Raw genomic sequence first — 19,136 nt, forward strand, 5'->3', positions numbered from 1 at the left:
GAGCGAGCCTGCTCGCGATAGCGGTGGTTCAGACACATTAATGTTGAATGTCCCGCCGCATTCGCGAGCAGGCTCGCTCCTACAGTGGATCTGTATCGTTCATGCGAACGCGGTCAGAATCCTTGCGGGGTCGAGCGGGCGACGATCGCTTCCACCTCAAGTCCACGCGGCAACGCGCCATACACCCGGCCGGACGAACCGAGACGGCTGGCGATGAACGCATCGCTGACAGCCGAGTTGCCGGCCTCCAGCAACAGTTTGGCCTGCAGCCCCAACGCAATGTCTTCGGTGAGCTGCCGCGCGCGGTACTGAATATCGCTGGTGTCCTTGAACGCCGACTGCAATTGGCTGATGTGCGCGGCCAGACGTTTATCTCCGTGGCCATCGCCCAATTCGCTGAACAACACATCGAGCACACCCGGCTCTTTCGACAGCGCTCGCAGCACGTCCAGGCATTGCACGTTGCCGGAGCCTTCCCACGTCGAGTTGACCGGCGCCTCACGGTACAGACGCGGCAAGATGCTTTCTTCGACATAACCGGCACCGCCCATGCATTCGGCGGATTCGTTGATCATTGCGGGCGCGCGTTTGCAGATCCAGTACTTGCCCACCGCCGTCACCAGTCGGGCGAATTTCGCTTCATGGCTGTCATCCAGATGATCCAGCGCCTTGCCCATGCGCAGGCTCAAGGCCAGGGCCGCTTCGCTTTCCAGCGCCAGATCGGCCAGTACGTTCTGCATCAACGGCTGTTCGCTGAGCAATTTGCCGCCAACCATCCGGTGGGCGCAGTGATGGCTGGCCTGGGTCAGCGCCTGACGCATCAAGGCGCTTGAACCGACCATGCAATCGAAGCGAGTCATGGCGACCATTTCAATGATGGTCGGAACGCCGCGCCCTTCTTCGCCGACCATCCACGCCAGCGCACCGCGGAACTCCACCTCGCTGGAGGCATTGGAGCAATTGCCGAGCTTGTTCTTCAGGCGCTGGATGTAGAACTGATTGCGGGTGTCGTCCGGGCGATGGCGTGGCAGCAGGAAGCAGGTCAAACCCTTGTCGGTCTGCGCCAACGTCAGAAAGGCATCGCACATCGGCGCGGAACAGAACCACTTGTGACCCACCAACTCATAGGCCTGGCCCGGGCCACTGGCGCCAACCGGATACGCCTTGGTGGTGTTGGCCCGCACGTCGGTGCCGCCCTGTTTCTCGGTCATCGCCATGCCGATGGTGACGCCGGCCTTGTGGGCCATGCTGACATTGCGCGGGTCGTATTCGGTCGAGAGGATTTTCGGCAGCCACTGCCTGGCCAGATCCGGTTGCAGGCGCATCGCCGGGACGCTGGCGAAGGTCATGGTCAGCGGGCAGCCACTGCCGGCTTCGGCCTGGCTGTGCAGATAGGTCATGGACGCGCGAGCCACATGGGCGCCGGGTTGCGGATGCGCCCAGGGCAACGAGGTCAGACCGTGTTCGACCGCCGTGCGCATTAACTCGTGATAGGCCGGGTGAAATTCCACCAGGTCGATGCGATGACCATAACGGTCATGGCTGACGAACACCGGTTTGTTCTGATTGGCCAGGAACCCTGCGTCCATCAGCGGCCCGCCGGCCAATGCGCCATACGCGTCGATCCGCGACTCGGCCCAACCGGCACCAAAACGCCGCGACCACTCCTGCAAGGGCAGGTCGATGCGATAGAGGTTGGTGCCGTCCAGCGACGGTGGCTGGTTAGTGACTTCGTGGGTTTCGGCGAACTGATGCAGGTTCATGACGGGGCTCCTTTGATCAGCCAAGGCATTCAGTTAAGCACCGCCCCCTGACCGAACAAAGTGTCATACCCGCCTAAATGTCGGCGCATTCGCCTTGCCCCGAACACAGTACCCGCCGATAGAGCGCCGCTTGCAAATCCTCGAATTTCACCGGTTTGCTCAGGTAATCGATCAAGGCGCCGGTCGGGCAGCGCTCCCGATCGGCGCTCATGGCAACCACGAACACAGGCAACTCGGCGCAGCCCGGCAAGGCGCGGATCTGGCAGCAAAGTGAGGTGCCGTCCCGCGTCGGCGACTGACAATCGAGCAGCACCGCGTCGAAGGTTTCTCGCTGCAAGAGATCAAGCGCGGCAGCGCCGCTGTCGGTGGCGCGCACCCGGAAGCCGAGCTTGAGCAACATGCCACGCATCACCAATTGATTGATGCTGTTGTCATCCACCAGCAGCACCGTGCAGTCCTGGGGCAATCGAAGGCGCGCAAACTCGCGGGTCATCAAGGGCACTGCCGGCCGTTCGACCACGGGCAGTTCGAACTCGACGTCCAGTTGGAAACGGCTACCGCTGCCGGGTTCGGAGCGATGGGTCAGGCGCCCGCCGAGCAATTCGACCAGTTGCCGGCAGATTGCCAGGCCAACACCTAGCCCCCCGTATTCGCGGGTCATGGAACCGTCGAGCTGGAAGAAGCGCTGATACATCGTCGCCTCCCCCAGATCGGTGAAACCGATACCGGTGTCGATCACCGCAAACGACAACGACACGCGACCGTTTTCCACCGGTTTGCCCGTCACGCGCAGTGCCAGCCCGCCGACCCGGGTGAACTTGATGGCGTTGTCCAGCAAGCATTCCAGGCATTGCGCCAGCTTGGCGCTGTCGCCGTTCAAGCGATCCGGCAGGCCCGGCGTCACTTCGACTTTGAAGTCCAGCGACTTGCTTGAAGCATTGCCCTCGAACTGCGCGCGCAAGGTTTCGACCACGCCACGCAAACTGAAGGTTGCCGGACTGACCTTGAGCTTGCCGGCCTGCAATTCGGTCAGGGTCAGGATGCCGTTGACCATGCGCATCATGTCCCGCGCGGAACCGGCGGCGGTTTGCTGGTATTGCTCCAGTTCCGGGTCCATCTCGACGGTCTGCATCAATTCAAGTGAACCGATCACACCGTTCATGGGCGTGCGCAATTCGTGGGTCAGGGTGGCGAGGAATTCGTCCTTGAGCTTGTTACTGTGGGCCAATTGCTGGTTCAGCACTTCGAGCTTTTGACCGGCATCGAACAGCGTCTGCGCCTGCTGCTCGCGCATGGCGTTGATGCGATCGGCGAGGGCCAGCGAGAGCAACGCCACTTCGATGGCCGAACCGATCTGGCTGGAATACATCGTCAGGAACACGTTCGGCAGGTAACCCAACACCATCATCGTGTTGACGACGCCGCCGAGCAGGAACGCCGACCAGGCGATGATGAAATACCGCGCCACCCGCAGGCCACGCAACCAGGCGCACAGCCCGGCGATGAAAATCACCACGGTGAAGACCAGCGCCAAGGCTGTCGCCAGACGCAAGGCCAGGGCGTAGCTGGCCATCAATGACAACCCGATCACCACCGCACTAAATGCAATTAACGCCAGCAGTGAACGGTCGAGCCAGCGACCGTGGCTGGCCGTCTGCAAGAAGCTGCGGGCAAACTGGCTGCCGAACAGTCCTGCGCAACCGATGAAAAACGGCGTCGCGGCGTTGGCCCACCATGGATTGTCGGGCCAGAAATATTCCACCGCTGCGCCGTTTACCGACAGCTGATAGAGGCCGAATGAAGCGATGTAGAAGATGTAATAGAGGTAGCTGGTGTCGCGCACGCTGAGGTAGATGAACAGGTTGTAGACCAGCATCCCCAACAACACGCCATAGATCAGCCCCAGCACATAAAGGCGGACCGGCTGTTCTTCGAGGTAAGCGGTGCTCGACCACAAGGTGACTGGCGCCTGGACCGACCCTTCGCTTTGCAGGCGCAGGTACACCGTTTGCGCCTGGTCAGGCGTGAAATTCAGATCGAACAGGTAGTTGTTCTGGCGCAGCTCGCGACTGGCGAACGGCAACGCATCGCCTGTTTGCCGGGCCAAACGAAAGTCACCGCCAGCATCGGGCAAATAAAGATCGAGGTGATCAAGAGGCGGATAGGCCAGTTCCAGCAGCCAGGTCCGTTGTGCCGCCGGGTTGCTCGGACGGTAATGCAGATCGATTTTCAGCCAGAACGCCGAACGCGAATAACCGGCGTTGAGGGTGGCTTTATCGTGGGGCTTGAAGTTTCCGGCCGCGGCCTGCGCACGAACATCGGCGATGGTCGCTTGACCGCCCGCGTCTTCATACACCTGCAGGGCCCGGCCCAAGGGAAGGCTCTGGGTGAATTCATCGAATTCGACGGCGCTCGCCATGAGGGGCAAGCACAACAGCAATATCAGCAAATAGCGCATTTAAGCCCCAGCGTGGCCTGTCCGGTTATCTCAGGAAGCCCCTCATTCCCTTTGAGTAGACGTAAAACCGGTATTACCTGTTATTGGTTTGGATCCACTCTAGCATAGCCGTTGATGGCCATTGAGCACCATTGAAATATTTCCTGCAAAGGCTCTAGTACGGGCGTTCCAGAGACACCAATTGCGCTAGACAAGCTGCCTCGATCAGTCCCCTGACTCTGCATCGGCGGGCAACGCGAATCCTGTAGCAGCTGCCGAGCAGCGCGAGGCTGCGTTCGGTGCGGGCCGCGTTCGGACGAAGCAGTCGTAAACCCTGAATACGCGGTCTATCTGACAGACCGCATCGCCTGATTTCACGACGGCTTCGCCGCCGAACGCAGCCTCGCGCTGCTCGACAGCTGCTACAAGTCCCTCTCATGACTCGCTGGTCGACTGGTGGTAAGCTCGCGCACCATGAATATCTACAGCTCTCGCCCCGTTGTCCTCTGTCTCTCCGGCCACGACCCAAGTGGTGGCGCCGGCTTGCAGGCAGATATCGAAGCCCTGCTCGCCCAGGGTTGTCATGCGGCCCCGGCCGTCACCGCCCTGACCGTGCAAGACACGGTCAACGTCACTGACTTTCGCGTGCTCGACCGCGAGTGGGTGCTGGCCCAGGCCAATGCCGTGCTCAACGACTCCGAAGTCGCTGCCGTGAAACTGGGCATGCTCGGTTCCCTGGAGATGGTCGACACCGTGGTCGAACTGCTTTCGGCGCACCCGCATTTGCCGGTGGTCTGCGACCCGGTGCTGCGCGCCGGTGGCGGCGGACGACTGGGCAAGGATGAAGTCGGCTACGCCATGCGCGAACGCCTGCTGCCCCTGTCCATCATCGCCACACCTAACCTTCCCGAAGCTCGCATCCTCGCCGAACTGCCAGAAGGCACCGCGGACGAGTGCGCTGAAAAACTCCTGCCGTTCGTCAAACACCTGCTGATCACCGGCGGCCATGGCGACGAACACGAAATCCACAATCGCCTGTACAGCCGCGACGGCCACCGCGAAACCTTTACCTGCCAACGCCTGCCCGGCAGTTATCACGGTTCCGGTTGCACCTTGGCCAGCGCCCTCGCCGGCCGCCTGGCTCAGGGTGAAAACCTCGCCAGCGCCGTGCAGACCGCGCTTAACTACACTTGGCGTACCCTGCGTGATGCAGAGCAGCTGGGCAAAGGCCAGTTCGTGCCGCGTCGCTTGCCGCTGGATTTCTGTTCGTAACTTTCTATTCGCACTGCGGTGAGGCTTGTCCGATGAAACTACGTGGCCTGTACGCCATTACCGACAGCCAGTTGCTGGCCGGTAAATTTCTTTCGTACGTGGAGGCGGCGCTGGAAGGCGGCGTCACCCTGCTGCAATACCGCGACAAGAGCAGCGACGAGGCCCGGCGTTTGCGAGAGGCCGAAGCCCTGCGCGATCTGTGCGACCGCTACAAGACTCAGCTGATCATCAACGACGACGCCGAACTGGCCGCTCGCTTGAACGTTGGCGTACACCTGGGCCAGACCGATGGCCCGTTGTCTCCGACCCGCGCCCTGCTCGGCTCCAAGGCGATCATCGGTTCAACCTGCCACGCGCAACTCGAACTCGCCGAACAAGCGGCCAAGGAAGGCGCGAGCTATGTCGCCTTCGGTCGCTTCTTCAATTCAAATACCAAACCCGGCGCACCGACGTGCAGTCTTGAACTGCTCGACCAGGCCCGCAGCAAACTGCACCTGCCGATCTGCGCGATTGGCGGCATCACCCTGGACAACGCCGCGCCGCTGGTGGCCCACGGGGTCGACTTGCTGGCGGTGGTTCATGGTCTGTTTGGCGCCGACAGCACGGCTGAAGTGACCCGCCGTGCCCGCGCCTTTAATGAATTACTGAAAATCTGATTTGAGAGCCCGATCATGTCTCGTTCCGAAACCCTGTTTGCCAATGCCCAGAAACACATCCCCGGTGGCGTGAACTCGCCTGTTCGCGCATTCAAAAGCGTGGGCGGCACGCCGTTGTTTTTCAAACACGCGGAAGGCGCCTACGTCACCGACGAAGACGACAAGCGCTACGTTGACTACGTCGGTTCCTGGGGCCCGATGATTCTCGGCCACAGCCACCCGGACGTACTGGACGCTGTGCGTAAACAGCTGGAACACGGCCTGTCCTACGGCGCCCCGACCGCGATGGAAACAGAGATGGCGGACCTGGTCTGCTCGATCGTGCCGTCGATGGAAATGGTGCGCATGGTCAGCTCCGGCACCGAAGCGACCATGAGCGCCATCCGTCTGGCCCGTGGTTTCACCGGCCGCGACAACATCATCAAGTTTGAAGGTTGCTACCACGGTCACTCCGACAGCCTGCTGGTCAAGGCCGGTTCCGGCGCTCTGACCCAAGGCGTGCCGAGCTCGGCCGGTGTGCCGGCGGATTTCGCCAAGCACACCCTGACCTTGCCGTTCAACGACATCGACGCGGTCGAAACCATGCTCGCCGACGTCGGCCAGGACGTGGCCTGCATCATCGTCGAGCCGGTTGCTGGCAACATGAACTGCGTACCGCCGGCGCCAGGTTTCCTCGAAGGCTTGCGGACCCTGTGCGACAAGCACGGCGTGGTGCTGATTTTCGACGAAGTGATGACCGGTTTCCGTGTCGCCCTCGGCGGTGCCCAAGCGCACTTCGGCGTGACGCCGGACCTGAGCACTTTCGGCAAGATTATCGGCGGGGGCATGCCGGTCGGTTGCTTCGGCGGCAAGCGCGAAATCATGTCGCACATCGCGCCACTGGGTCCGGTCTACCAGGCTGGCACCTTGTCCGGTAACCCGCTGGCGATGGCTGCGGGCCTGACGACGTTGCGTCTGATCAGCCGTCCTGGCTTCCACGACGAACTGAGCGACTACACCAGCCGCCTGCTCGATGGTCTGCAACAGCGCGCCGATGCCGCGGGCATTCCGTTCGTGACGACTCAGGCCGGCGGTATGTTTGGTCTGTACTTCAGCGGTGCCGACGACATCGTCACCTTCGATGACGTGATGGCCAGCGACGCAGCACTGTTCGGTCGCTTCTTCCACTTGATGCTCGAAGGCGGCGTGTACCTGGCGCCGAGTGCTTTCGAAGCCGGTTTCACCTCGATTGCCCATGGCGACACCGAGCTGAAACTGACGCTGGATGCCGCCGAGCGTGCATTCGCTGCATTGAAATAACGTTGTGCCGCTGACGTTGGCGATTGCCAGCGTCAGCTTTCACCTGGATTTGCACTCTTATTCCTGTGCTTCTGCTAATAATCTCCCGCAAATGGGGCGATATATTCCCCGCGCAGCAGAAAAACGAGTAAAGACTTTGTAAGGTTGGCCCTGCTTATTTCATAATGCGCGCTTATTGGATCCCCTCGATGGGTCCGCGCGCCCTTCAGAGGTAAGTCGATTCCCATGAACCGCACCGGCCGCGCCCTTGCACTGGGCTGCCTGTTGCTCCTTCAGCCCCTGCTCGCGCTCGCACAAGCAGGCGGCAACTCGTTGTTAATCCCAGCGATGGGTCGCTGCACCCTCAATACTCAGCCGCAAGACCTGACGCAAGCGCTCGCCGCCTGCCAGAAAGCGTCGGATGAAGGGGATGCGCAAGCGCAATACGAGTTGGGTGAGTTCTACTACGACGGTAAAAGCACCCCGCGCGATCTCAAAATAGCCCTGGGCTATTTCGAAAAGGCCTCGCTGCAAGGCCACGCCCAGGCGCAATTCAAACTCGGCACCATGTTCTTTCACGGCGAAGGCGTGCCGGCCAATAACGTTCAGGCGTATATCGTGCTGAAAATGGCCGCAGTCAACGGCGCTGAAGATGCGCTGGATACGGCCGACGAAGTGGCCGAGAAGATGCCGCGCGAAGATCTTGAGGTGGCGACTCAAGTGCTCGGGCAAATCTTTCGCAAATACCTGATGGAATTGCAGAGCGCCGATGGGCGTACGCCTTTCTCGCCACTTCCCTGAATTCTGCTGACAGGCTGGCGGGCTTTTGTGGCGAGGGAGCTTGCTCCCGCTGGGGCGCGAAGCGGCCCTGAATCCTGCAATCACAGACTGTCTGGCACACTGCATTCTTAGGTTCTACGACTGCTTCGCAGCCGAGCGGGAGCAAGCTCCCTCGCCACAGAGGCCTACTTCTCAGGCATCGGCATCGGAAACGGCATGACATTGCCGACCGCGCCGCGGGCTTCGCTGATTTTCGGTGTGCCCAGTCGTTCCACTTCGTCGATGCGCACAATCGAATGCATCGGCACGAAACTGCGCACCACGCCCTCGAACTGAGCTTTCAACTTCTCTTCGCTCGGGTCGACGACCACTTGCGTGCGCTCGCCAAAGACGAACTCTTCCACTTCCAGGAAGCCCCACAGATCACTTTGATAGATCTGCTTGGCATACATTTCGTACACCTGGCCCTGGTTGAGGAAAATCACCTTGTAGATTGGGGCTTCACGTTTGGTCATGGTGGGCGGGCAACACATCGGGGATAAAAATGAGGGCGCGAACTATAGCATAGCCGCCGGACGCACAGCGGTAGGAACCTGGGGACATGTTCCCTATAATGCGCGGTTCTTTGAATCACGTGATGACTGTATCCATGGCCAAGAAGCTTTACATCGAAACCCACGGTTGCCAGATGAACGAGTACGACAGCTCGCGCATGGTCGATCTGCTGGGTGAACATCAGGCCCTGGAAGTTACCGCTCGCGCTGAAGACGCCGACGTGATCCTGCTCAACACCTGCTCCATTCGTGAACGCGCCCAGGACCGGGTGTATTCCCAGCTCGGCCGCTGGCGCGAACTGAAACTGGCCAACCCGGACATGGTGATCGCCGTCGGCGGTTGCGTGGCCAGCCAGGAAGGCGCGGCCATCCGCGATCGCGCACCCTATGTTGATGTGGTCTTCGGCCCGCAGACCCTGCACCGCCTGCCGGAAATGATCGACGCCGCGCGCGCCACCAAGTTGCCGCAAGTCGACGTCTCGTTCCCGGAAATCGAAAAATTCGACCATTTGCCCGAGCCTCGCATCGATGGCCCGAGCGCTTATGTGTCGGTCATGGAAGGTTGCAGCAAGTACTGCACGTTCTGCGTGGTGCCTTATACCCGCGGCGAAGAGGTCAGCCGGCCGTTTGATGACGTGATCGCCGAGATCATTCACCTGGCGGAAAACGGCGTGCGGGAAGTGACGCTGCTGGGCCAGAACGTTAACGGCTATCGCGGGAAGACTCACGACGGACGCCTGGCGGATCTCGCCGAGCTGATTCGCGTTGTAGCCGCTGTCGATGGCATCGACCGGATTCGCTATACCACCTCGCACCCCCTGGAATTCTCCGACAGCCTGATCCAGGCCCACGCCGATGTGCCGGAACTGGTGAAACACCTGCACTTGCCGGTGCAATCGGGTTCGGACCGCATTCTCTCGGCGATGAAACGCAACCACACCGCGCTGGAATACAAATCCAAACTGCGCAAACTGCGCGCCGCCGTGCCGGGGATCTGCATCAGCTCGGACTTTATCGTCGGCTTCCCGGGCGAGACCGAGAAAGACTTCGAACAAACCATGAAGCTGATCGAAGACGTCGGTTTCGACTTCTCCTACTCGTTCGTTTATAGCCAGCGCCCGGGTACTCCAGCGGCGGACCTGGCCGACGAGACACCGGAAGAACTGAAAAAAGAACGCCTGAATGCACTGCAACATCGCCTGAACCAGCAAGGCTTCGAGATCAGCCGACAAATGGTCGGGTCGATCCAGCGGATCCTGGTGACCGATTACTCGAAAAAAGACCCTGGCGAGCTGCAAGGCCGGACCGAGAATAACCGGATCGTCAACTTCCGCTGCGACAATCCGACCTTGATTGGCCAGTTCGCCGATGTGCACATCGATGCCGCACAGCCGCACTCGCTGCGGGGCTCGCTGATCACTGCGTAACTTGTAGGAGCCGGCTTGCTGGCGATGAACGATAACTCGGTCATCCTGATGCACCGCGGTGCGCGCATCGCCAGCAAGCCGGCTCCTACAGAATCGGGGAGTGTCAGGTCGATTTATTTAAGAGCTTTCGCACCCAGCCCACTGGCGTTATCCTTGATTTCATCTTAATTGCCCCAGGGCGGCTAAATACGACCTTGAACGCACCCATAGAACCACATCGTTTTATCCTCGAGCCCTTTGAGGCCCGTCGCTTCGCCAATCTGTGCGGGCAGTTCGACGAGCATCTGCGCTTGATCGAACAGCGCCTGACCATCGAGATCCGCAACCGCGGAAACCAGTTCGAGCTGATCGGCGATCCAAAACACACCACCTCCGCGGAAAACCTCCTGCGCCGTCTGTACCGGGAAACCAAGGGTACCGAGCTGTCGCCGGACATGGTTCACCTGTTCCTGCAGGAATCGGCCGTTGAAGAGCTGGACAACGTCTCCCCGTCCGAACCCTCCGTCGCCCTGCGCACCAAAAAAGGCATGATTCGCCCTCGCGGCTTGAATCAACTGCGCTATGTGAAGGAAATCCTCGGTAACGACATCAATTTCGGCATCGGCCCGGCCGGTACCGGCAAGACCTATCTGGCCGTTGCCTGCGCGGTAGACGCGCTGGAACGCGAGCAGATTCGCCGCATTCTGCTGGTCCGCCCGGCGGTTGAAGCGGGCGAAAAGCTCGGCTTCCTGCCGGGCGACCTGTCGCAAAAGATCGACCCGTACCTGCGCCCGCTCTACGACGCACTCTACGAGATGCTTGGCTTCGAACACGTCGCCAAACTGATCGAGCGCCAGGTCATTGAAGTGGCGCCACTGGCCTACATGCGCGGTCGCACGCTCAACAACAGTTTCATCATCCTCGATGAAAGCCAGAACACCACCGTCGAACAGATGAAGATGTTCCTGACCCGGATCGGCTTCGGCTCCACGGCCGTCATCACCGGTGACATCACCCAGGTCGACCTGCCGAAAGGCACCAAATCCGGGCTGCACCATGTGATTGAAGTGCTCAAGGACGTGCCGGGCATCAGCTTCACCCATTTCGAGTCCAAGGACGTTGTGCGCCATCCACTGGTGCAACGCATCGTCGAAGCCTACGAGCGCTTCGAGAATCGCGTGGCAGACGAAACGCCAAAGGACAGTCGCCGCGATGCTTGAGCTTGATCTGCAACTGGCTACCCAAGCGCCTGCCCCCAGCGAAGCCGAGTTCCGCCAATGGTGCGAACTGGCCCTGCGCCAGCGCACCGCCGACTCTGAAATGACCATTCGCCTGGTCGATGAAGAAGAGGCCCGCGAACTGAACCACACCTGGCGGCAGAAGGATTACGCCACTAACGTCCTGTCGTTTCCTGCCGATGTGCCTGACGAGTTTCTCGACATCCCGCTGCTGGGCGATCTGGTGATCTGCGTGGCCGTGGTCGAGCGCGAAGCTGCCGAACAAGGCAAGGAACTAAAGGCCCATTGGGCGCATCTGGTGATTCACGGCTGCTTGCATCTGCTGGGTTACGACCATATAGATGACGACGAAGCCGAAGAGATGGAAGCACTGGAACGAACGTTGCTTGCTGAGTTGGGCTTTCCCGACCCGTATGCGGACGACGAAACAGACACAACCCCTACCGTGACAACAAAGGATTCAGAGTAATCGCTATGAGCGAAGATCGATCGAGCAACGGGCAAAAGTCTTGGCTGGGTAAGCTCACCCAGGCTTTTGCCCACGAGCCGAAGAACCGCCAGGAGCTGCTGGAGCTGCTGCGCGATGCACATCAGAACAAGTTGCTGGACAGCGAAGCGCTGGCCATCGTCGAAGGCGCCATCCAGGTTGCGGACCTGCAAGTACGGGACATCATGGTCCCGCGCTCGCAGATGATCAGCATCAAGGCGACCCAGACACCTCGCGAGTTTCTGCCTGCCGTGGTCGACTCGGCCCACTCCCGCTACCCGGTCATCGGCGAAAGCCACGATGACGTGATGGGCGTGTTGCTGGCCAAGGACTTGCTGCCATTGATCCTCAAGGAGAATGGCGACAGCTTCAACATCAAGGATCTGCTGCGTCCGGCCACCTTCGTGCCCGAGTCCAAGCGTCTGAACGTGCTGCTGCGTGAATTCCGCGCCAACCATAACCACATGGCCATCGTCATTGACGAATACGGCGGCGTGGCAGGCCTGGTGACCATCGAAGACGTACTGGAACAAATCGTCGGCGACATCGAAGACGAGCACGACGTCGAAGAAGACAGCTACATCAAGCCTCTCCCAAGCGGTGACTTCCTGATCAAGGCCCTGACGCCGATCGAGAACTTCAACGAGTTCTTCGACAGCGAATTCTCCAACGACGAGTTCGACACCGTTGGCGGTCTGGTGATGAGCGCGTTCGGCCACTTGCCAAAACGCAACGAAATCACTGAAATCGGCCCTTATCGCTTCCGCATCCTGAACGCCGACAGCCGTCGGATTCACTTGCTTCGCCTGACGCCTATTGCTCGGTAAAAACTAAGGATAGAAATGCGCTGGATAACCCGCCCCGGCTGGCCCGGTAACCTGCTGGCCGTGGCGGCCGGTGCACTCACCACCCTGGCCCTGGCGCCGTTCGATATCTGGCCGTTGGCATTGCTGGCGGTCGGCTTCTTCTACGCCGGCTTGCGTGAACTGAGTCCCCGTCAGGCCCTGGGCCGTGGCTGGTGTTTCGGTTTCGGCCTGTTTGGCGCCGGCACCAGCTGGATCTATTACAGCATCCACCACTTCGGCGGCGCTTCAGTGCTGCTGGCCGGTTTCCTGATGCTGATCTTCACGGCGGCGATTGCCTGGTTCTTCGCCCTGCCCGCCTGGATTTGGGCGCGCTGGCTGCGTCGTAACGAAGCGCCGTTGGCGGATGCCTTGGCGTTCGCGGCGCTGTGGGTCGGCCAGGAAGCGTTTCGTGGCTGGTTTCTCACCGGTTTCCCGTGGCTCTACTCCGGCTACAGCCAGCTCGACGGCCCGTTGGCCGGGCTCGCGCCTGTCGGTGGAATGTGGCTGATTTCCTTCACGCTGGCACTGACGGCTGCGTTGATCTACAACGCTTTACGCCTGGTACGCACGGGCCGTAAAGGTTTCATCGCCGCGGGCGTGTTGCTGCTGGCCGGCCCTTGGGTGGCTGGCATGGCGTTGAAAGAACACGCATGGACCAGCCCGGCGGGCCCGGCGCTGAGCGTCGCCGCCATTCAGGGCAATATCGAACAAAGCATGAAGTGGGACCCGGCGCAGCTCAACGCGCAGCTGGCGCTGTACCGCGACATGAGCTTCAGCTCCAAACCAGTCGACCTGCTGATCTGGCCGGAAACGGCCGTCCCGGTGCTCAAGGAGTCCGCCGAGGGCTACCTGAACATGATGGGAAATTTCGCCGCAGAGCGTAAATCTGCGCTGATTACCGGCGTACCGATCCGCCAGGAAGTCCGACACGAGAAACGCTTCTTCAACGGCATTACCGTCCTTGGTGAAGGCGATGGCACCTATCTCAAGCAGAAGCTGGTGCCGTTTGGCGAATACGTTCCGTTGCAGGATGTGTTGCGCGGGCTGATCGCGTTTTTCGACCTGCCGATGTCCGACTTTGCCCGCGGCCCGGCTGACCAGGCCATGCTGCAAGCCAAGGGCTATCAGATCGCACCGTTCATCTGCTACGAAGTGGTCTACCCGGAGTTCGCCGCCAGCCTGGCGGCTCGCAGTGATTTGCTGCTGACCATCAGCAACGACACCTGGTTTGGCACCTCCATCGGCCCGTTGCAACATTTGCAGATGGCGCAGATGCGCGCGCTTGAGGCGGGCCGCTGGATGATCCGCGCCACCAACAACGGCGTGACCGGCCTGATCAACCCGTTCGGTCAGATCACCGTGCAGATTCCGCAGTTCGAACGCGGCATCCTGTACGGCGAAGTCGTGCCAATGCACAACCTCACGCCTTATCTGGAATGGCGTTCGTGGCCGCTGATCATCGTTTGCGTGTTGTTGTTTGGCTGGGCATTGGTGGCGAACCGGATGGCCAAGACTGTCTGAGACTGGCGAGCTTTTGTGGCGAGGGAGCTTGCTCCCGCTGGGTCGCGCAGCGCCCCCAAAAATAGGACTGCTGCGCAGTCCAGCGGGAGCAAGCTCCCTCGCCACAGGTTTTCGCTCGATATAACTATCGGTAAAACATCGAGTAACCGATCTGCCCCACCGCCTCATTCAACAACTGCCCGCTCTGCCAGATCGACTTGAATTCCGGCATCCAGCCACCCAGCGGTCGGGCATTGTCCACGCCTAAAAACCCCACCGGCGCCGGCACCACTTCAAATCCTGCTTGCTTAAAGCTCCAGACCGATCGCGGCATGTGCCAGGCTTGAGTGACCACCACCACCCGCTTGATTCCCTGTGGGAGCAACACCTCAGCGCTGAACTGCGCGTTCTCCCAGGTCGTGCGGCTGCGTCCTTCCTGCCAACGTACGGTCACGCCAAAATCATCGAGCAGCGAATCTGCCATCAACTTTGCTTCAGTGGGCGGCGTGCCGTAATGCAGGCCGCCGCTGGTGAGAATGGGCAACCCGGAAGCCTTGGCCAGGCGCGCCGCATATCGTTCACGCTCCAGACCAATACCCGTCGGCTGATCAGCCCCCCAGGCAATATCGCCCCGCTCACGCCCGGAACCCAGCAGCACAATCGCATCCGCGCGCTGACCCAGAGTGGCCCACTCCTCGCGTGCCAGTGGCGGCTCACTTTCCAGGGCCTTGGCGCCCCACTGCACCACCACCGGCAAACTCATAAATAAGAAGCCGCCAAAACCCAAGGCAAAGCACACGCCCGCAAGCCTCGGCCTTGAGCGGCGCAACCACCACGCAAGAGCCAGCAACAGCAAAAGAATGCCGGGGGGCAACAGAAGTTGTTTCACGAAATAGCGAAAAGGCATCGAGCATCTCCATAAGATGCCCGAAGCCTAAGTGGGTTGACGCAATGCGACAACAAATGCGGAAGGATTATGCTTTGAATAAACCATGGGTCATGGCTTGCAGCCGTTACTTGAATTGCAGAGACCGGACCTTTTCCGAGTCCCTGCCACGTGCCTTGTCCTTGAGCCAGATGATCTTGGCCGAACGTGGTGCGTCGAGTTGCTTCACTGCTGCGGACAAGCATCCGTGTGTTTCACGTTCACTGCGATCCAGATAGGCTTTGACCAGTGCAAACTCTGCGGGGCTCAACCCACGCAGTTCCAGCTCCAAGGGACGCTCATCGCGTAGCCGGTCAGCGGTTTTTGCAGCGTCCAGGGCCATCCCCAGACGATCGATCAGTCTTTCGTACAGCACCGGTTTCGTGACTTTTTGCTGTGACTCAACCATCCCTCACCTCATTGAAGATAAGAATCGCTCCCCATTTAGAGCTTAGCTTCCATGAACAAACCGGCTGAGTGCCGCGACCAACGGCCCTCGGGGTGCAATCAGGGTTTCCCTCGGTAGAGCGCGGTCATGTATGCTACGGCGCTTCCTGTAACTCCACTTCCAGCTCGTCTGGGCACCGAAACGCCAATTTGGCGTCGTCACCGTCCAGCGTTGCATTGAAGAGGATTAGGCCACCCCTATTCAGTTCAAAAGTAGCCATGCACGAACAATATCAGCCCCGTGAAATCGAAGCCGCCGCCCAGTCGTTCTGGGACGAGCAAAAGTCCTTTGAAGTCAGTGAACAGCCAGGCAAGGAGACTTTCTACTGCCTGTCGATGTTCCCTTACCCCAGCGGCAAGCTACACATGGGGCACGTGCGCAACTACACCATCGGCGACGTGATCTCCCGCTATCAGCGCATGCAAGGCAAGAACGTCCTGCAACCCATGGGTTGGGATGCCTTCGGCATGCCGGCGGAAAACGCCGCGATGAAGAACAACGTAGCGCCCGCCAAATGGACCTACGAAAACATCGCCTACATGAAAACCCAGCTGCGCAGCTTGGGCCTGGCGGTGGACTGGTCCCGCGAGGTGACCACCTGCAAGCCTGATTACTACCGCTGGGAACAATGGCTGTTCACTCGCCTGTTCGAAAAAGGCGTGATTTACAAAAAAAGCGGCACCGTGAACTGGGACCCTGTCGACCAGACCGTTCTGGCCAACGAACAGGTGATCGACGGTCGCGGCTGGCGTTCCGGCGCGCTGATCGAAAAGCGCGAAATCCCGATGTACTACTTCAAGATCACCGCCTACGCGGATGAGCTGCTGGAGAGCCTCGACGAACTGACTGGCTGGCCTGAACAGGTCAAGACCATGCAGCGCAACTGGATCGGCAAATCCCGCGGCATGGAAGTGCAGTTCCCGTACAACGTCGACTCCATCGGCGAAACCGGCGCGCTGAAGGTGTTCACCACCCGTCCGGACACCCTGATGGGCGCAACTTACGTTGCCGTGGCCGCCGAACACCCTTTGGCCACCCTGGCCGCGCAGAACAACCCTGAGCTGCAAGCGTTCATCGCCGAATGCAAGGGCGGCAGCGTTGCCGAAGCCGACGTCGCCACACAAGAGAAGAAAGGCCTGCCGACCTCGCTGTTCGTCGAGCACCCGCTGACCGGAGAGAAACTCCCGGTGTGGGTCGCCAACTATGTGCTGATGCACTACGGCGACGGCGCGGTCATGGCTGTACCGGCTCACGACGAACGCGATTTCGAGTTCGCCACCAAGTACAACCTGCCAATCAAATCCGTAGTGCGCACCAGCTCCGGCGACACCAACCCGGCCCCGTGGCAAGACGCCTACGGCGAGCACGGCACGCTGATCAACTCCGGTGAATTCGACGGTCTGGACTTCGCGGGCGCATTCGACGCCATCGAAGTTGCGCTGATCAAGAAGAGCCTCGGCGCCTCGCGTACCCAGTTCCGCCTGCGCGACTGGGGCATCAGCCGTCAGCGCTACTGGGGCTGTCCGATCCCGATCATTCACTGCACCACCTGCGGTGATGTGCCGGTCCCGGAAGATCAATTGCCTGTGGTGCTGCCGGAAGACGTGGTGCCGGACGGCGCGGGTTCGCCTCTGGCGCGCATGCCTGAGTTCTACGAGTGCGCTTGCCCGAAATGCGGCGCACCGGCCAAGCGTGAAACCGACACCATGGACACCTTCGTCGAGTCGTCGTGGTACTACGCCCGTTACGCCTCGCCGCACTATGAAGGCGGTCTGGTGGAAAAATCCGCGGCCGACCATTGGTTGCCGGTGGATCAGTACATCGGCGGTATCGAACACGCCATTCTTCACCTGCTCTACGCGCGTTTCTTCCACAAGCTGATGCGCGACGAAGGCCTGGTGAGCTCCAACGAGCCATTCAAGAACCTGCTGACCCAGGGCATGGTGATCGCCGAGACCTACTATCGTCGCGAAGCCAACGGTGCCTACACCTGGTTCAACCCGGCGGACGTCGAACTCGAACGCGATAGCAAGGCCAAGGTTATCAGCGCCAAGCTGATCGCAGACGGCCTGCCGGTGGAAATCGGCGGCACCGAGAAGATGGCCAAGTCGAAGAACAACGGCGTCGACCCTCAGTCGATGATTGACCAGTTCGGTGCAGACACCTGCCGCCTGTTCATGATGTTCGCCTCGCCACCCGACATGAGCGCGGAATGGTCCGACTCCGGAGTCGAAGGGTCGCACCGCTTCCTCAAGCGCGTCTGGCGTCTCGCTCAAGCGCACGTCACTCAGGGCCTGCCGGGCAAACTGGACGTCGCCAGCCTGAACGACGAGCAAAAAGCCATTCGCCGTTCGATCCACCTGGCCATCAAGCAGGCCAGCCACGACGTCGGCCAGAACCACAAATTCAACACCGCCATCGCTCAGGTGATGACGCTGATGAACGTGCTGGAAAAAGCCGCGCAAGGCACCGAACAGGATCGTGCACTGGTTCACGATGGTCTGGAAGCCGTGACGTTGCTGCTGGCTCCGATCACCCCGCACATCAGCCACGAGCTGTGGAATCAATTGGGTCACACTGGCCCAGTGATCGACGCCGGCTGGCCGGTGGTGGACGAAACCGCGCTGGTGCAGGACAGCCTGACGCTGGTCATTCAGGTCAACGGCAAGCTACGCGGCCAGATCGAAATGCCGGCCACCGCGACTCGCGAAGAAGTCGAAGCCGCTGCCCGTGTCAACGAGAACGTGCTGCGCTTCGTCGACGGCCTGACTATTCGTAAAGTGATTGTAGTGCCCGGGAAACTGGTCAATATCGTCGCCAGCTAAAATTGGATCAGGCGCCAGGTGAGCCTGGCGCCGAGTAAAACCTTTCGGGCCGTACGGTCGGCCCACATGGTTTCAAGGGGAGCAACAAGATGATCAAACGCAATCTGCTGGTGATGGGCCTTGCAGTCCTGTTGAGCGCCTGCGGTTTCCAGCTGCGCGGCACCGGCACCAATGAAATGGCGATCAAGGAACTCGACCTGAGCGCCCGCAACGCTTACGGCGAAACCGTGACGCAATTGCGCCAGGTACTGGAAAGCAGCGGCGTCAAAGTCTACAGCGGCGCACCTTACAAGCTTTATCTGGCTGATGAGCAAGAAAGCCAGCGCATCCTCAGCTACGCCGGTGCCGGTCGCACTGGCGAGTATCAGGTGAGCACCGTGCTGAGCTACGACATCCGTGGAGCGCAAAACCTGCCGCTGCTGAGCGACAAGCTCGAAGTGCAGAAGATCTTTATCCACGACGGCAACAACCTGGTGGGTTCCGACCAGGAAGCCAGTACAGCTCGCGTAGAAACCCGTCGCGAACTGGTTCAACGCATGATGCTGCGCCTGTCACAGCTCACTCCGACTCAGTTGGACCAGCTGCAACAGACCGCCGACGCCAAGGCAAAAGCCGAAGCCCAGGCACTGGAAGCAGCGCAGAAGGCTGAAGCGGAAACCCCGCGTCAGTCGCCCATCGAAATCCCGCAGCAATAAGACTTACGGGGCGCCCAGGCGCCCCGT

At 60.4% G+C, this 19,136-nt stretch carries 16 protein-coding genes; 11 read left to right on the forward strand and 5 right to left on the reverse strand.

Going from position 1 to position 19,136, the window contains the following annotated elements; translation table 11 throughout:
* Nucleotides 1–113 precede the first annotated feature (113 nt).
* Both ACA070_RS27060 and ACA070_RS27065 read right to left on the reverse strand, forming a co-directional pair.
* Nucleotides 114–1,763, reverse strand: a complete 1,650-nt coding sequence (locus tag ACA070_RS27060; protein ID WP_497449028.1) for an acyl-CoA dehydrogenase family protein — start codon at nt 1,761–1,763, stop codon at nt 114–116.
* A gap of 73 nt (nt 1,764–1,836) precedes the next feature.
* On the reverse strand, nt 1,837–4,221 hold the full coding sequence (locus tag ACA070_RS27065) for a hybrid sensor histidine kinase/response regulator (RefSeq protein ID WP_497449029.1): 2,385 nt from the start codon (nt 4,219–4,221) through the stop codon (nt 1,837–1,839).
* Nucleotides 4,222–4,674: 453 nt separating this feature from the next.
* Between ACA070_RS27065 and ACA070_RS27070 the strand changes: the two genes are divergently transcribed.
* From ACA070_RS27070 to ACA070_RS27085, 4 genes are all read left to right on the forward strand, one after another.
* Nucleotides 4,675–5,472, forward strand: a complete 798-nt coding sequence (locus ACA070_RS27070) for a hydroxymethylpyrimidine/phosphomethylpyrimidine kinase (RefSeq protein WP_403102581.1) — start codon at nt 4,675–4,677, stop codon at nt 5,470–5,472.
* Nucleotides 5,473–5,504: 32 nt separating this feature from the next.
* Nucleotides 5,505–6,128 carry a thiamine phosphate synthase gene (gene thiE / locus ACA070_RS27075; protein ID WP_497449030.1) on the forward strand — a complete coding sequence of 208 codons (624 nt, stop codon included), beginning with the start codon at nt 5,505–5,507 and terminating at the stop codon, nt 6,126–6,128.
* Between the two features lie 15 nt (nt 6,129–6,143).
* A complete protein-coding gene (gene hemL / locus ACA070_RS27080; RefSeq protein WP_462025261.1) occupies nt 6,144–7,427 on the forward strand; it encodes a glutamate-1-semialdehyde 2,1-aminomutase in 1,284 nt (427 codons plus the stop codon).
* 225 nt (nt 7,428–7,652) lie between these two features.
* Nucleotides 7,653–8,207 carry a tetratricopeptide repeat protein gene (locus tag ACA070_RS27085; protein ID WP_497449031.1) on the forward strand — a complete coding sequence of 185 codons (555 nt, stop codon included), beginning with the start codon at nt 7,653–7,655 and terminating at the stop codon, nt 8,205–8,207.
* 164 nt (nt 8,208–8,371) lie between these two features.
* On the opposite strand, the gene ACA070_RS27090 is transcribed toward ACA070_RS27085, so the two are convergent.
* On the reverse strand, nt 8,372–8,701 hold the full coding sequence (locus ACA070_RS27090) for a DUF1820 family protein (protein ID WP_007894425.1): 330 nt from the start codon (nt 8,699–8,701) through the stop codon (nt 8,372–8,374).
* 134 nt (nt 8,702–8,835) lie between these two features.
* Here ACA070_RS27090 and miaB point away from each other — a divergent pair, with 134 nt between their 5' ends.
* The 5 genes from miaB (at nt 8,836) to lnt (ending at nt 14,237) form a co-directional block, all read left to right on the forward strand.
* A complete protein-coding gene (miaB, locus tag ACA070_RS27095) occupies nt 8,836–10,167 on the forward strand; it encodes a tRNA (N6-isopentenyl adenosine(37)-C2)-methylthiotransferase MiaB (RefSeq protein ID WP_497449032.1) in 1,332 nt (443 codons plus the stop codon).
* A gap of 194 nt (nt 10,168–10,361) precedes the next feature.
* Complete coding sequence (locus ACA070_RS27100) at nt 10,362–11,366, forward strand: PhoH family protein (protein ID WP_497449033.1); 1,005 nt, start codon at nt 10,362–10,364, stop codon at nt 11,364–11,366.
* Entirely contained in the window at nt 11,359–11,853 is a 495-nt protein-coding gene (gene ybeY, locus ACA070_RS27105; RefSeq protein ID WP_497449034.1) for an rRNA maturation RNase YbeY, read from the forward strand. Before ACA070_RS27100 ends, ybeY begins: the two co-directional genes overlap by 8 nt.
* 5 nt (nt 11,854–11,858) lie before the next feature.
* A complete protein-coding gene (locus ACA070_RS27110; RefSeq protein WP_109635113.1) occupies nt 11,859–12,698 on the forward strand; it encodes a CorC family transporter in 840 nt (279 codons plus the stop codon).
* Nucleotides 12,699–12,713: 15 nt separating this feature from the next.
* Nucleotides 12,714–14,237, forward strand: a complete 1,524-nt coding sequence (gene lnt, locus ACA070_RS27115) for an apolipoprotein N-acyltransferase (RefSeq protein WP_497449035.1) — start codon at nt 12,714–12,716, stop codon at nt 14,235–14,237.
* 124 nt (nt 14,238–14,361) lie between these two features.
* Here lnt and ACA070_RS27120 read toward each other — a convergent pair whose 3' ends face one another.
* A complete protein-coding gene (locus tag ACA070_RS27120; RefSeq protein ID WP_497449036.1) occupies nt 14,362–15,123 on the reverse strand; it encodes a YdcF family protein in 762 nt (253 codons plus the stop codon).
* A gap of 106 nt (nt 15,124–15,229) precedes the next feature.
* Nucleotides 15,230–15,550 carry a hypothetical protein gene (locus ACA070_RS27125; RefSeq protein WP_497449037.1) on the reverse strand — a complete coding sequence of 107 codons (321 nt, stop codon included), beginning with the start codon at nt 15,548–15,550 and terminating at the stop codon, nt 15,230–15,232.
* A gap of 257 nt (nt 15,551–15,807) precedes the next feature.
* On the opposite strand from ACA070_RS27125, the gene leuS reads away from it, so the two are divergent.
* Nucleotides 15,808–18,414 carry a leucine--tRNA ligase gene (gene leuS, locus ACA070_RS27130; RefSeq protein WP_497449038.1) on the forward strand — a complete coding sequence of 869 codons (2,607 nt, stop codon included), beginning with the start codon at nt 15,808–15,810 and terminating at the stop codon, nt 18,412–18,414.
* Between the two features lie 89 nt (nt 18,415–18,503).
* On the forward strand, nt 18,504–19,109 hold the full coding sequence (locus tag ACA070_RS27135; RefSeq protein ID WP_497449039.1) for an LPS-assembly lipoprotein LptE: 606 nt from the start codon (nt 18,504–18,506) through the stop codon (nt 19,107–19,109).
* Nucleotides 19,110–19,136 lie beyond the last annotated feature (27 nt).

The sequence above is a fragment of the Pseudomonas sp. LBUM1678 genome (genome assembly GCF_059695575.1).